Here is a 14,792-nt window from a genome sequence, read left to right as displayed (position 1 = left end):
GCGGCCTCTCTCCATTGAGAACGCGAGCCGACAGGCCGACGCAAACGGCGGCGATGTGGAACGACACCATTGTTAGCCGCGCCATGGCGCGAGGAAGTCGAACAGCAGTCGATTGACGGTTTCAGGTTGCTCTTCCTGGGGCAGATGCCCACATTCCTGAATGGCATGCACTTCCAGGTCCTCTGCCATCTCGGCCCAAACCTTGGGCATATCAAACAACTTTCCAACGGTGTGGAAATCAGCGCCCCAGAGAGACATGACCGGGCAGGAGATCTTGATGTCGGCATCTTCAAGATCCTGAGCAACATCTTCCGGGTTGGCGCGATAGTCTGCCATGGCACCTCGAAGTGCGCCGGGCGGTTGGTATGCTCGCACATAGGTGTCGAATGCTTCTCCAGAGATCGTGGCTGGGTCATAACACCAATCGGAGAAGAAGTGCCGCAGCCAGATATGTTCTCTCCCTGCTATCAACGCTTCGGGCAAATCAGGAACGAGATGGAAAAGGAAGAACCAGTAAGCCTTTGCGATCCGGGCATCAATGTCGCGAGCGACCACTCTTGTCGGGACATTATCCATGACCACCAAACGGTCTATTAGATCGGGGTAGTCTTTTGAGAACCTGGTTGCCACGCGAGCGCCGCGGTCATGTCCCACTAGGGCGATTTTCGGGATATTAAGCGCCTGCATGAGTTCGCGTAAATCACGAGCCATATTGCGCTTGTCGTAGCCGGTCGCCGGTTTGTCGGTTTCTCCGTAGCCGCGCAGATCAGGAGCGATGACCCGATAGTGTTGTGCGAGGACCGGCATTTGAAAGCGCCAGCTATAATTCGTTTCAGGAAAGCCATGCAGCAGGAAAACCGGCGGACCTTCACCTGCCTCAACAATGTGTTGTCGGATGCCATTGGCGTAAATCGCGTAGCTCTTCGACTTCATGTGAACTCTCCATCTGCCGGGACTGGTGCATTCCGTACCGCCGTTGCGCAAAACGTCGATCGCTTCCAGCTTCGGCGGAGCCAGCACTGAGCAGTGGGGCTCAGACGTACTCCACTCATTTATCTCGAGCTTGTACAAACGATTGGGGCTTGAACGAATCCATGTCGGATTTCCGTCCACGGTGATAATGCCCACTGCGCCTCCGGCCGAACCGACCGCCGAGAGACCAGGTTAACAACCAGGTTTTTGTGAGCGATGTGAGGGCAATTCGACAAGTTCGAATGCAATCGACAAGATGAAGCGGGAGCTCCGATCTTATTTTCCGGCTTGAAAACAGCACCACCGGCGACGGCTTTTCATGGTCGAACCCGGCAAGGCTGATGATCGCAAAAGAGTAAGGGCAGCACGGACCGTGCTGATCTCGACCCTGCACTCGGTATCATTCTCAACAATCTCATGGAGTTCCGTCATGGCCAATATTCCCCTTCTCACTCCCGCTGATTGCGCGCTGGTCCTGGTCGACGAACAGGCGGGCCTCGCTTTTGCCGCCGGGTCGGCGGACCGGCAGTTGCTGCGCAGCAACGCCGTGGCCCTGGCGCGAACCGCAACCGCCTTTTCGGTTCCCGTCGTCGTCAGCACGTCTGCATCCAAGGTCTACAGCGGGCCGCTCATGCCGCCGCTACGGACCGTATTGACCGACGTAACCCCAATCGAGCGACGCAATATGAATCTCTGGGAAGACGATGCGGCCAAGGCGGCAATCGTCGCCACTGGCCGCAAGACGCTTGTCTTCGCAGGGCTGCTGACGGAGGCCTGTGTCAGCTTCCCCGTGCTGTCGGCACTCGCCGACAGCTACAAGGTTTACGTCGTCGCAGACGCATGCGGCGGCCTGACGCCTGCCAGCCACGACGCAGCACTTCGGCGATTGGAGCAGGCAGGCGCGATCATGACCTCATGGCTGCAGTTTCTGCTCGAGATGCAGCGCGACTGGACAAGGCACGACACATACGAGGCTGCGCGAAGCATCGTCGTCGACCACGGCGGCGGCTACGGCATTGGTCTCGACTATGCCCGTGATATGATCAAACCCGCCTGAGGAGACCACGATGAGCTTCGACTTCAATCCGACGGCATGGCAGATCGTTCCGGCTCGTGGTTTCGACCAGTTGAAGGTCGGCGAGATCTTCAGGGCGCCCAGCCGCACCTTGACCGATGCGCATGCCTCGGCTTTCCAGACGGTATCGTGCGACAATCATCCCATCCATTATGATACTGGCTACGCGCAGCGTTACGGCCATCCGGCACCAGTCGTTCATGGCTTGCAGGTGCTGGCCTTCACTGCGCCGGGCGCCACGCTGCTGCCCCATAATTTCGGTGCCATCTTCATCGCCTTCACTGAGCTTACGGCGAAGTTCCTGGTCGAGGTCCACGCCGGGGATACCCTCTATTCCGCGCTTGAGATCATCGAATTGACGCCGCTGGACGGCAAGGGCGAAGTCACCACAGATGTCACCGTCCATAACCAAAAGGGTGAACTCGTGCTGTCTGGCCGCCATAAATATCTGTTGCGAACCGCGTGAAATGGCGGACGATCGTACGAGCCAGGCTGCGAATATTGGCAGCATGCCGTCCGACAAGGCGTCGGGGGCAACGCGGTTCGTCGGCATTTTTCTGTCGGTGGCGCCCGCAATGTTCCTCGGATCGCTCGATCAAACAATCGTTGCAACGGCGCTGCCGGTGATCGCGGCGCAGTTCAGCAGCTTTGCCGACATTGCCTGGATCGTCACTGCCTATCTGCTGGCTGCGACCATCGCAGCGCCGATCTATGGACGGTCGGGCGATGCGATTGGGCGTAAGACGACGCTGATCGGTGCACTAGCGCTGTTTGTCGCAGGCTCGGTCGCATGCGCTTTGGCGCCGAGCTTCTCAACTCTGATTATTGCGCGCGCCGTGCAAGGACTTGGCGGTGGCGGATTGATGACGCTTGCTCAAGCGGTGATCGGCGCGGCAGTCAGCCCCCGAGAACGCGGTCGTTTTCAGGGCTGGTTCGGAGCTTTGTTTGCGCTGGCCAGCACGATCGGACCGGTACTAGGCGGACTTCTTTCCGAGCATGCGGGCTGGCGATGGATCTTCTGGATCAATCTGCCTCTGGGCGTTGTTGCCGCCATCGCCGCTTGGCGGGTGGAGGCCGATAGCGGCGAAGGCGAATTCTCGCCTGACCTCATCGGCACCACGTTGTTCGCAGCCGCTACGGTCTCGCTGCTGCTCGCGCTGAGCCTTGGATCGTCACTCGGCTGGGGGTCGGCGACGATTCTCCTCTTACTGGCATGCGGCGTGATCGGCTTGGGGCTTGTCCTGCCTGTGGAGAGACATATAGCGAAGCCTTTGTTGTCGCCGGATCTCATCGCACAGCCGGTGGTCTGGCGCGCTGCGGTCTGCGTGCTGCTGTTTGCAGCAGCACTTTTTGCCAGCTTGGTACAGGTTCCGCTGCTGCTGCAGCTTTCCTACGGAATAGGGCCGTCATTGTCGGGGCTGCTGCTGATCCCTCTGACGCTCGCACAAGTCGCGGTGTCGACCTGGGCTGGGACGCGCGTATCGGTCACCGGCCTGCCGCGCGGGCCGCTCATATGGGGGCTGGCCGTTGCGACGATTGGATTTGCGGCACTCCCCGCGGCGTTGACACTCGGGCCGATCGCCATCGCCGCAGCGTCTATCCTGTTCGGGCTCGGGCTCGGTACAACGATGCCCGCCGCACAGACGCTCGCGCAATGGGCTGGCGGAAGGAGCAGTCTGGGAGCTACGACGGCAACACTGTCCTTTTCGCGATCGGTCGGCGGCGTGATGGGGACGGCTGTTACAACGGCAATCCTATTGGCAGCAATCGAGCATTATGCTCCCGGATCGTCGTCGGGTGTTCAAGCCTTGATCGATGGCAGCGGATCGACCGGCGAGCCGCCACTGCCTGCGGAGGTTGTAATCGCAGCCTTTCGTTGGGTGTTCGGCTGCATCGCGCTGCTGACCTCTGCCGCCACGCTGCTGGCGTTCACGATACCCGTCGTGAATCTTTCCGATCGTGAACCGCAACTTTAACCAAGGAGCATTTGATGACAGACCTGCCTCCGCCGCCCCCTATCACCACTCAGGAAATTCGTATCGTCGACGCCCAGGGGAACCCACGCATTTTGCTGTCGGCGAAAGATGGCGTTCCTGTCATTCTCCTGATGCAAGAAAATGGCGACAACGGAGCCCGCGTCATGCTCGACACCGCCGGCCGTCCGGCGGTGTCGCTGGATAACCCGATATCCGGCGGACCGAGTGCTACGATGGAGATCGACGACAAGGGCGCACATGTAAAATTTGACCGCCCCGGTGGTGCGTCCTCGTATCTATTCCTCAACAATGCTGGAGGCTCAGGCATGGTGTTGATCGACCCGGAAGGTCGGCGGCGGCTCGAAGCGACCGTCGCCTCAGACGGCACCAGCACGATCAAGCAGCTTGGCGCAGATGGCAAGCCGTTGCCGTAGAGGAACAGCACACGTCATAAGCCGGCGGTGGATCCAGATCTCAAGCCCAATATCGTCAAATGGCAACGGCTTTTTTAAAGCCGCATGTTGTGCCGCTTCATGCCGCGCCCATCCGCACGCCGATTTGTGGGCAAAGTGTCTCCCGGCGATCCCGCGTGCTTCCGGGACGCCACGAATTTGATGCGCTCTGTCGGCGAAAAGACAAAAATGGCACTTCAGGGTCGCAATGATGATCCGCTTGAAGGAAAGTCTCGCATTTTGGCGCAAACTCTCGTCTTCAAACCAGGGGTTATTGGCGATGGGCTGCCGCGGGTGCTATGCGTTTCATGCCGCAATGCACAAAAGCGCGCACTTTCGATCGGAGTTCTTGGAGTTCCACACCTCCGGAGCTGGTCGGGTACGCACGAAGAAAGATTCGCATGGACATGCCTCGCATTATCGCCCGAGACCTGGAGTTGGCACTGCTTGAGCAGGCATATGCCCGGGTGTCGCGGACAGGATATTGCGAGATCGTCCTGATATCGGGCGCTGCCGGCGTGGGAAAAACCGCACTCGCACGCCAGTTCTTGTCGGAAAAACCTTCGGTTGCAATGGGAAAGGCCGGCCAGGCTCAGTCCCGCGTACCCTACTTCGCACTGCTCGAGGCGCTTCGGTCGATTTCGGCCAGCCCTCGCCGCGGCCTCCTTCATCCTGAGCTGCATTTAGCGGCGGAGATGCAAGTTGCGCCAAAAGAGCTGGAGACGATGGTATCGCTACCCTCGGCACAAGTTCAGGAAAACCTGCATTGCCGCCTGATCGAGGAATTCCAGCGCCATACCCGACCAGGCCAGCCACTCGTCATCTTTCTCGATGATCTGCAATGGCTCGACCGGGGTTCTCTCGACTTCGTTCAGATGTTTGCGACCAGCGCGCAGCAAGACATGCTGCTTGTCGGCACCTATTGCGACAGCCAAGTCGACGGTTCCCTCCACCGTCTTATAGAGCATCTACATAACGGCGCCTTAGCTGTTACCAAGATCGATCTTCTCGGACTGAGGCAGGAAGCCATCCGCGAGCTTCTGAAAAACACCTATCCCGAGGGGATGGCGTCCCACTTCGCGTTCGACATTCATGCCGAGACGGCCGGCAACCCCTTTCACGTCAGCCTTTTGGTCAACCATCAGGAGAAAAATGGCCGGCCGGACACCAGCGCAACACTGAACCAAGCCTTGCCTGCCCTCGATGACGATGCGCGTGACATGCATTCCCTCATCAGGGCCCGGATCGAGGATCTTCCCGCCACGGTGCGGCAAAGCCTACACCTCGCCGCCTGCATCGGTACGACGGCGAATGCGGCCCTCCTGGCAAAATGCCTCGCCGTTGGCGAGGAGGAACTGGCCGACACCCTCCGGCCTGCCGTCACGGCCGATCTCATCCGCCTGGATAAAGAGGCGTGGAGCTTCGCCCATGACACCTTGCAAGCCGAGACTTATGAATTCGTCTACGGCGGCTCCGCTGCGGATGATCATGCGTGCATCGCCAAGTCGATGGTGGATCTGGGTTACGCTGCAACGCACGAGCGCCTCCTGTCCGTGGCCGACCAGATTTGCAAAGCTGTCGACAGCGACCTTGCCGTGCGCGAGCGGTTCCCTTTCGCGGCCGTTCTTGCGAACGCGGCACGACTTGCCAGGCGTGTCGGCGCCCACGACAGTGCTTTTGCCTATCTGGACGCGGCGACCTGCCTGTATCGCGACGATGTGACATCGGACGCACAGATCTGGGAGTTGCGCGCCCTCAGATGCGAATGCCTTCTAGAAGACTTCGGCTCCAAGCTGGCGGAAAGTGATTTGGAATGCCTTGTCGCTGCAGCCACTACCGACCTTCAGCGAGCCCGAGGTCTGAGGATGCAGGCGGTCCTGATGACACTGCGCGGCCGGTTTGACGAGGCCGTTGAAATTGCCCTTTCTGGTCTACGCGAACTCGGCATCGAATTGCCGCGCAGTCCCAGCGAAGCGGAACTCGATCGAGCTTACGAAACTGTAAGCCGGCAGATCGATGAACTCGGCCCAGAAAGGCTGATCGACCTGCCTCTTCTGGACTCACCCGGCATCGAAGCGTCGATGGAGCTCCTCTCGACGCTGCAGTCATCCTTCTTCTCGAATGATGGGCTAATGTTCCTACATCTTTCAAAGATGGTCGAGCTCACTCTGCAGCACGGCGTAACAGGCTCTTCGTGCTACGCCCTGGCATGGTTCGGCGTCTCGATCGCAAGCCGCCACAACGCAAAGAAGCGCGGTGTGGAGCTTGCGCGCGCGGCCCTGGCGATCGTCGACAGGCATGGCTTTATTTCGTTCAAAACCGCAACCCTGGTCGCGCTCGATCAGGTGAGCGTCTGGACAATGCCACTTAGTTATGCGCTCGACCGTGCCCGCGAGGCGTTCAATTTCGGGCGAATGAGCGGCGACCTCAGCATGGCGTGCTATGCCTGCAACCACGTCGTATCCGACCTCCTTGCGATGGGCGAGAATCTGAGCCTGGTCGAGGACGAGATCGGTCGCGGTCTTGTCATCGCTCGTCGAACGAAGTTTCACGATGTGGAACAGATCCTGAAAACACAATTGGCCTATGCGCGGTCACTAACCACTAACGGCTATATGGCTGACAGCATCGCAAACTTCCACGAAGATACAGCGTCGACGGCCATGTCCCCGCTGATCTTCTGGAAGTATCTGTTCGAAGGCGTGTCGGCCTTCTTCCATCGGGATCTCGAGAACGCAGCAAGATCGCTGAAAGCAGCCAGCAGTTGGATCTGGGCAAGCCCTGCTCACATCCATCTGTCTGATCTCCATCTTTACTCCGCGCTGACAGCGACGGGCGCCGGCATTGACGCCAAAAAGGTCGCACAGTGCCATCGGGCCGCGATTGCCGGCTTTGCCGACGACAATCCATTTACGTTCAACAATAAGCTCCTCCTGATTGATGCTGAGATCGCCCGCGTCGAAGGGCGGGATACGGAAGCGTTGAACCTTTTCGAGCGGTCGGCTCAGGCGGCAAGCGCGGCGGGCTTCCTCCACGAACAAGGGCTTGCCCACGAGCTTGCGGCCCGTCACGCCCGTTCCAATGGTCTCGCTTTCGTATCACAGGCGCATGTCGAGGCCGCGCTCAAAGTCTATGGCAGTTGGGGAGCCACAGCCAAGGTCAAACGCCTCTCTCAAGACTTCGCCGTCGAAACCGGAAGAGCCGGACAGACGGCTGCGCCCGGAGCCGTAGCCTATCCGATTTCACCTGGCTTTGCCGAGGAGCCGGGGCTCAGGAAGCTCATTAAGCGGATCACGGGCGACGTCATGCAACGCACCGGTGCCAGATACGGCTTGTTCCTGTCGCCCGGCGCCCAGGGTTTCACAGTCGAGGCCAGGGCAGATGTGATCGACGGTGCGGTGCGGGTTGAGATTGATAGCACACCGCTCGACGCCGGCCAGGCTCCGCTGTCGGTCCTCGACCTCGCATTTCGCACCGGAAAGACCGTGCATTACGGTGACGCAATGAGCGAGGCGGGCACCGATCATCGGCACAGCCTTTCGATTCATCCGGCACGGTCGCTGCTCTGTTTGCCTCTGATGACCCAGGGCGTGATCGTGGCGCTCGTCTACCTGGAAAACAACGTCTCTGCGAATGTATTTTCGACAGGAGCTGCCTCGACGCTGGAGCTGTTTTCCGACTATGCGGCAACGTCGCTGCAGACATCCCGGCTCTTTGCAGATCTGATGGCGCGCAGTACCCGCCGGTTCCAGACGGAAGCTGCCCTGCACGCCGCTCGCGCGGAACTCATCAAGACCTCCCACCTACATGTGCTCGGAGGGCTTGGTGCATCAATCGCACACGAGATCAATCAACCGCTTTCCATCATCGTTTCAAACGCCGGCGCTGGCATTCGCTGGATGAAAGCGAACCCGCCCGAACTGCAGGAAGTGGAGACAAACCTCACAGAGATCGAGAAGGCGGGACTGAGGGCCGGTGATATCATCAAAGCGGTGCGTTCGCTGGCCAAGGAGACTTCGGCAAATCTCGAATTGATCGAGTTGGACGGGATCGTTGCCGATGTTCTGGCTATGGTCGCTTCCGATATCGAAGAATCGGCGGTAGTGGTCGAGCGGATGCTGAATGCCGGTGCGACGGTCCTCGCCGACAGCGTTCAACTGCAGCAGGTCGTACTCAATCTGATTACCAACGCTTTGGAAGCCATGTGCCATCTCGACGGCAACCGCACACTCAGGATAACCACCTTCGTGCGTGATGCCTTCGTGGTCGCGACGGTAGAAGACAGCGGCGCTGGCATTTCGCCCAAGGATCGCGACAGGATATTCAGCCCCTTCTTCACCACAAAAGCGGCCGGGCTAGGAATGGGTCTTGCGATATGCCGCTCGATTGCCCAGGTGCATGGCGGCACGCTCGATGTCGCGAGCACGACCGCGGCCGGAACCATCATGGTCTTGAGTTTGCCGCTCGCCGCATAGGCCATGTTGACAAATGGTCGTGGCGCTTCGGCTTCGTGACCATGATCGGCTTGAAGGAAAGGCTCGCGTTTTGGCTGATACTCTCGTCTCGAAACGCAGGGTTATGGCCGTGCGTCGCTGGGGGTGCTAAGCGTCTCATGCTGCAACGCACAAGAGCACATATTTTCGATCGGAGTAGGCCGCATGCAATTCTTGCAGGTGATCGTCAATCTCGCTTTGAGTTCCGCCCGGACATGGCGCAAGGCCACGCCTGGAACCGCAGCTTGCCATTCGCAGCCGCCGCGAACAGGAGCCTTTTGTGAGCGTCTAAATGGAAGAAAGCGGTCCAGGCGTCGATCCCGAGATGCGCGACAAACTATTCGAGAGCTTTTAAACAAGCAACAAAACAGGCACCGGGCTCGGCTTTGCAATCTGCCGGTCCATCATCGAGGCACATGACAGCACGATCGAACTGCATCCTCTCCACATTTGGGCGCTCGCTTCGGCTCCCGCCTGCCTCTTTGTCCTGCTAGTGCGAAAGAATAGGATCAAGCAATGTCAAACACGACTGAAGGCCCGCTCATCTATATCATCGACGATGACGAGGAGTTACGGCTTTCGCTCGACAGCGTCTTCCGATCGGTCGGCCTAAAGACACGGTCTTTCGGGTCCGCAAAGGATTTTCTGGAGGCTAAGAGGCCGGATGTCTTGAGCTGTCTTGTCGTCGACGTCCGCCTGCCCGGCATCAGCGGTCTCGATTTTCAGGATCAGCTGGCGAAAAGCGGTGCTTTCGTTCCAATCGTCCTCATGACCGGTCACGGCGACATTCCGATGACCGTGCGGGCAATGAAGGCGGGTGCCGTGGATTTCCTGGCGAAACCGTTCCGCGATCAGGATATGCTCGACGCAGTGTCAGCGGCGCTACAGCTAGACCGAGAGCGACGGGCGGGCGACAGCGAACTAGTGCCGCGCCACAGAGATTATGACTCTTTGACGGGGTAAGCTTTGCGGAGCTTTTGGCGGGCTTTTTCGGTTGTGAACATCCATTGGATCTTTGCGCCATTAGCGTTGCGTTGCTGCTCCCAGGCTGCGACTTCGGCGATTATGGTGTCTTTATTGTCGATACGACGGTCGAGGCATTGGCTGCGCAGGACACCGATCTCGATCTCGACCATGTTGAGCCAACTGGCGTGCTTGGGCGTGTGGTGGAACTCCAGTCGCTTCAGCACCCTTCGAGCCTCCGGGGCTGGAAATGCGTCGTAAAGCGCCCCGGCGGAATGGGTGGAGAGGTTGTCCATCACCACGCGGATGATCGGGGCGTCGGGATAATCGACGTCGACCAGTTCGCGCATGCACTGGGCGAAGTCTTGGTTGGTTCGCCGATCGGTGACCTTCACCCTGCGCCAGGGCTGGTGGGCGTCCATGAAGACAAACAGATTGACCGTGCCGTTTCGGCGATACTCGCAGTCGTAGCGTTCAAGCTGGCCAGGCTTGGCCGCAATGGGCTCGCGCACTTCGCCGATGAGTTGGGTCGGGCTCTCGTCGAAGCAGACCACGGGCCTTTGTGGATCAGGCGTCTCTGCGTAGAGGTCGAGAACATCCTCCATGCGCGCGACGTATTCCCCATCGAGCTTTGGGATGCACCACATGTCTTTGCGCCAAGGTTTGAGATGATTCTCAGCCAGCCGGCGACGTACGGTCTCCGAGGACAACTCGTCATGATCGGTGAGTCGGACCATCTCATCGGCCAGAAGCTCCAGGGTCCAGCGGGCTCGCCCGGGCGGCGGCTTTGAGCAGGCGGTCGCCACCAACAGCGCCTCCTCCTTGCTCGATAGCTTGCGCTCAACACCCGGGCGCGGTTCTTCACTGAGCGCGCCTTCCAGATTGGCTTCCACAAACCGGCGCTTGGTCCGGTAAATCGTCGATCCGCTGACGTTCAAGGTTGCCGCGATCACCTCGTCGCTGAAGCCTTCGTCCGCCGCCACCAGGATCTGGGCGCGCTTGATCTTGCGCGACGCATGGCGTCCCCCGCTCAACAAAACGGCCAGTTGATCACGTTCCGATTGGCTAAGCTCTACGTGAAACTTTATATTCATCGACACCTCCTTCAGCGCGGAGACGCAGATGAATCCGAAAATGAGTCCCTCACTTGACCCGCAAGCCGCAACGGCAAGACATGGCCTTACGCAAGTCCAAGGCCAGTACCTGGCCTTCATCTACGCCTACAGCCGCATCTTCAAACAGCCTCCGGCCGAAGCCGACATGCGTCGCCACTTCGCCGTTACGGCTCCGTCTGTTCACCAGATGGTGCTGACCCTCGAGAAGGCAGGATTTATATCCCGCGTGCCAGGCGCAGCACGCAGCATCCAACTTCTCATCCCACCAGAAGACTTGCCCATTCTACGATAACCCAACCCGTCATAATCTCTGTGGCGCGGTACTAGCTGCGCTTCGCAACCGTTATGCCGAGCTTAGCCTTCGCGAGAAGCAGGTGATGGCGCTAGTGACAACCGGCCTCATGAACAAGCAGGTGGCGGGAAAGCTGTCGCTCAGCGAAGTCACCGTCAAGATTCACCGTGGTTCGGCAATGCGCAAAATGGAGGCCCGTACCCTTGCCGATCTGGTCAAAATGGCAGAACTCCTAAAGCTCCACGATACGCTCATTCAAAGCTGAAGGTCGTTCCGACCTGTTGAGTGCATGGCAAGTGCCCCGTCGAGATTGGCAGCGAGGACGTCGAGCGAGAAAGGCTTGGCGATGAAGGAGATCGCTCCACAGCCATAGGCTCTCTCCTCAAGGTGCGGATCGGTGCGGCCGGTCATCAGGATCACCGGCAATCCAGGCGCCACTTCGCGCAGCCTAAGGGTAAGAGCAAGACCACTCATCATCGGCATATGGATGTCGCTAAGCACGCAAGAGAACGTGTCGAGATCGGAGTGGTCGAGCAACTGGCTCGCCAAGCTGAAGCATTCCGCGCAATAGCCCAGCGACCGGACGAGACTGCTCAGGGCAGCAAGAATGTCTGCGTCGTCATCGACAATTCCGATCAATGGCCTCGACGGCATCGCGGTCTCCTTTGCACCGTACCGATGCCTCCAAGACTGGTTTCAGCTGTGGCCCGGCACATGCACTAACGGACTTACCGCCCATCGATTACGTCGGCTTCCGGGCGATCTCCGCCGGCGACATGTTCGGTGTGCCACGTGCCGTCTTCGGACTGGAAGGTGATTTCGGCGTCCCGGCCTTCGATCTGCTGCCTCCTAGCCGCGGCATGGGCTGCAGCCCGGGCGGCCTCGTGGGTTGGATAAGGCTCCGACCAGACATCATTCAGACGATAGGCCCAACCGCCATCATGGCGATCGATGTGATATGTAAGACGCATGGGAACTCCTGCTGAATTGTTGTCAGTGAATAGCCTAGCCAAGGGGGACGAAGCCGATCTGCTTGCGCTGCGGGCTTTCCTGCCTCAACGTACGCAGCATCTCCACATATTCCCGTTCGACTTCTGGAGTGACCGAAGCACGGACCTCCTGGAGGGCTTTGGCGAAATGCGAAGCGGCAACTTTGCTCACATCGAGAGATTCGCGCAACGCAATCAGACCGGCGCGCCGGCAGAGGTCTTCCAGATCGGCACCGGTGAAGCGTTGCGTCCGTTCGGCCAGATCGTCAAGATCGACATCTCCAGCGAGCGGCATCTTCTTGGTGTGGATGCCAAGAATCTTGCGTCGTCCGCCACCGTCCGGCACAGGCACATAGACGAGTTCGTCGAAACGACCGGGACGCAGAAGAGCCGGATCGAGCAGGTTCGGCCGGTTTGTCGCCGCCATTACCACCACGCCCCGCATGTCTTCCAGCCCGTCCATTTCGGCCAGCAGCGTGTTGACCACGCGTTCCGTCACCGCCGGTTCTCCAAACCCGCCGCCGCGGGCCGGCGCCAGCGAGTCGATCTCATCGATGAAGATCACCGTTGGCGCCACTTGCCGGGCGCGTTCAAACAGGCGTGATACCTGCTGCTCGGATTCGCCATACCACTTCGAGAGCAGGTCCGATGATTTGGTCGCAACGAAATTGGCCTCGGCCTCGCGGGCAACAGCCTTGGCAAGCAAGGTCTTGCCGGTGCCCGGCGGGCCGAAGAGGAGGAACCCTTTGGCCGGACGGATACCAATGCGTTTGAAGGATTGCGGCGACCGCAACGGCAGTTCCACGCCCTCGCGAAGTCGCATCTGCGCCTCGTCGAGGCCGCCAATGTCGCTCCACCGCACGTCCGGTGCCTGAATCATGATCTCGCGCAGTGCGGAGGGCTGGATGCGTTTCATCGCACTTAGGAAGTCGTCCTGGCAAACGCTCAGCTTTTCGATCACTTCAGGAGGAATGCCTTCACGCAGATTGATGTCCGGCAGAACCCGGCGCAGCGAGTCCATGGCTGCCTCGCGAGCAAGCGCGCCAAGATCGGCACCTACGAAGCCGTAGGTCGTGCGCGCAATCTCGTCGAGATCGATATCGTCAGAGAGCGGCATGCCGCGGGTGTGAATGGCAAGCACCTCGCGCCGCCCTTTCTGATCCGGAACGCCGATGACGATCTCGCGGTCGAAACGGCCCGGACGGCGTAGTGCCTCGTCGATGGCGTCGCGGCGGTTGGTAGCGCCGATGACGACAATGTTCTGGCGCGGCTCCAGCCCATCCATCAGCGTCAACAGTTGCGCGACGATGCGACGCTCGACCTCACCGGTCACCTGCTCGCGTTTGGGCGCAATGGAATCGATCTCGTCGATAAAAATGATCGAGGGCGCATTCTGTGCCGCCTCATGGAAGACCTGTCGCAACCGCTCTTCCGACTCTCCATAGCGGCTGCCCATGATTTCGGGACCAGCAATGTGAAAGAAGTGCGCTTCTGTCTCATTGGCGACGGCGCGGGCAAGCAGCGTCTTGCCGGTGCCCGGCGGTCCATGCAGCAGCACGCCCTTCGGTGGATCGATACCTAGCCGCTGGAAGAGTTCCGGATGGCGTAGCGGCAATTCCACCATCTCGCGCACCTGATCAACGGAATTGCCGAGCCCACCGATATCATCGTAGGTTACATCAGCACGCCGCGCCTCCTTCGGCTCTTCGAATTGCGGTCGCAGCTCGACGACTGTTTCCTCGGTCATCTGCACAATGCCGCGGGGCTGTGTCGAGACAACGACGAGACGGATTTCCTGCAGGCCGTAGGCCGGCAGATCGAGCATATTGCGCACCATGTCGCCGGCGTCTCGGCCATTAACACGCTGCTGGGCAGAGGTCGAAACGACATCGCCCGATGTCATGGGCCGATGCTGGAAGGACCTCTTCAAGGCATCCCCAGAGCCTTGCAAGCGCAGGTTTTTCTGCGCCGGCGCCAGGACGACCTTGGTCGCCGGGCGAACGTCCGCTTTGCGTACCTCAACATAATCACCGCTCGACGCACCAGCGTTGACACGCTGCAGGCCATCTAGGCGGATGATGTTAAGGCCCTCGTCCTCACCGTAGGCGCGCATTGCCAGCGCCGCCGTATGGCGTTTCCCAGTGATCTCGAGGATCTGGCCCTCCTGGACGCCCAGTTGGTGCAACGCCGCAGGGCCGAGTCGTGCGAAGCCGAGGCCGGATTCTTGCGGCCGGATATTAGCCACCTGGAGCTTAAGTTGGCCGTCTTCGGACACTGCCATGATGTTTGCCTTTTCGAATGCTTGGGATGAAGGCGAGGCTTCGCACTGCGAGTTCTGCGGGATCATTCGAGCAAAGAAGCCGCGAATGCGACTGCCGGTCTTTTCCACGACAATGCGGACTGCGACCTCGAGCCATGTCGACCTCTCCTTTGTCGAAGCTATGCCGACCGATATCGAAAGACCT

At 59.5% G+C, this 14,792-nt stretch carries 12 protein-coding genes and 1 pseudogene; 8 read left to right on the top strand and 5 right to left on the bottom strand.

What is annotated here, in order from left to right:
* Window positions 1–72: 72 nt before the first annotated feature.
* A complete protein-coding gene (locus WGT02_RS26105) occupies window positions 73–933 on the bottom strand; it encodes an alpha/beta fold hydrolase (protein ID WP_208247396.1) in 861 nt (286 codons plus the stop codon).
* A gap of 469 nt (window positions 934–1,402) precedes the next feature.
* On the opposite strand from WGT02_RS26105, the gene WGT02_RS26100 reads away from it, so the two are divergent.
* The 6 genes from WGT02_RS26100 (at window position 1,403) to WGT02_RS26075 (ending at window position 9,931) form a co-directional block, all read left to right on the top strand.
* Complete coding sequence (locus WGT02_RS26100) at window positions 1,403–2,029, top strand: hydrolase (RefSeq protein ID WP_024315179.1); 627 nt, start codon at window positions 1,403–1,405, stop codon at window positions 2,027–2,029.
* Between the two features lie 10 nt (window positions 2,030–2,039).
* A complete protein-coding gene (locus tag WGT02_RS26095) occupies window positions 2,040–2,513 on the top strand; it encodes a MaoC family dehydratase (protein WP_024315178.1) in 474 nt (157 codons plus the stop codon).
* 1 nt (window position 2,514) lies between these two features.
* Window positions 2,515–4,023 (top strand): MFS transporter, encoded by a 1,509-nt coding sequence (locus tag WGT02_RS26090; protein WP_208247394.1) that lies wholly within the window; start codon window positions 2,515–2,517, stop codon window positions 4,021–4,023.
* Between the two features lie 14 nt (window positions 4,024–4,037).
* Window positions 4,038–4,457 (top strand): hypothetical protein, encoded by a 420-nt coding sequence (locus WGT02_RS26085; protein WP_024315176.1) that lies wholly within the window; start codon window positions 4,038–4,040, stop codon window positions 4,455–4,457.
* A 419-nt stretch (window positions 4,458–4,876) separates the two neighbouring features.
* A complete protein-coding gene (locus WGT02_RS26080) occupies window positions 4,877–8,950 on the top strand; it encodes an ATP-binding protein (protein ID WP_208247392.1) in 4,074 nt (1,357 codons plus the stop codon).
* A 534-nt stretch (window positions 8,951–9,484) separates the two neighbouring features.
* The gene (locus WGT02_RS26075) at window positions 9,485–9,931 is read left to right on the top strand and encodes a response regulator (protein WP_208247390.1); all 447 of its coding nucleotides are present in this window, start codon (window positions 9,485–9,487) and stop codon (window positions 9,929–9,931) included.
* On the opposite strand, the gene WGT02_RS26070 is transcribed toward WGT02_RS26075, so the two are convergent.
* Entirely contained in the window at window positions 9,910–11,025 is a 1,116-nt protein-coding gene (locus WGT02_RS26070; RefSeq protein ID WP_208245192.1) for an IS630 family transposase, read from the bottom strand. The genes WGT02_RS26075 and WGT02_RS26070 overlap by 22 nt on opposite strands.
* Window positions 11,026–11,053: 28 nt before the next feature.
* Here WGT02_RS26070 and WGT02_RS26065 point away from each other — a divergent pair, with 28 nt between their 5' ends.
* Together WGT02_RS26065 and WGT02_RS26060 are read left to right on the top strand one after the other, a co-directional pair.
* Window positions 11,054–11,338, top strand: a complete 285-nt coding sequence (locus tag WGT02_RS26065; protein WP_225039569.1) for a LexA family transcriptional regulator — start codon at window positions 11,054–11,056, stop codon at window positions 11,336–11,338.
* 34 nt (window positions 11,339–11,372) lie between these two features.
* A pseudogene (locus WGT02_RS26060) lies at window positions 11,373–11,603 on the top strand (response regulator transcription factor); the annotation flags it as partial.
* Here WGT02_RS26060 and WGT02_RS26055 read toward each other — a convergent pair.
* The 3 genes from WGT02_RS26055 to WGT02_RS26045 form a co-directional block, all read right to left on the bottom strand.
* The gene (locus WGT02_RS26055; protein WP_024315173.1) at window positions 11,594–11,992 is read right to left on the bottom strand and encodes a response regulator transcription factor; all 399 of its coding nucleotides are present in this window, start codon (window positions 11,990–11,992) and stop codon (window positions 11,594–11,596) included. The pseudogene WGT02_RS26060 and the gene WGT02_RS26055 sit on opposite strands and share 10 nt — an antisense overlap.
* 74 nt (window positions 11,993–12,066) lie before the next feature.
* On the bottom strand, window positions 12,067–12,309 hold the full coding sequence (locus WGT02_RS26050; protein WP_024315172.1) for a DUF2188 domain-containing protein: 243 nt from the start codon (window positions 12,307–12,309) through the stop codon (window positions 12,067–12,069).
* Window positions 12,310–12,343: 34 nt separating this feature from the next.
* Complete coding sequence (locus WGT02_RS26045) at window positions 12,344–14,608, bottom strand: CDC48 family AAA ATPase (RefSeq protein WP_208247386.1); 2,265 nt, start codon at window positions 14,606–14,608, stop codon at window positions 12,344–12,346.
* Window positions 14,609–14,792 lie beyond the last annotated feature (184 nt).

The organism is Rhizobium sp. T1470 (assembly GCF_042140505.1).
GTDB lineage: Bacteria > Pseudomonadota > Alphaproteobacteria > Rhizobiales > Rhizobiaceae > Rhizobium > Rhizobium favelukesii.
This window is presented reverse-complemented; position numbering and strand designations above follow the sequence as displayed.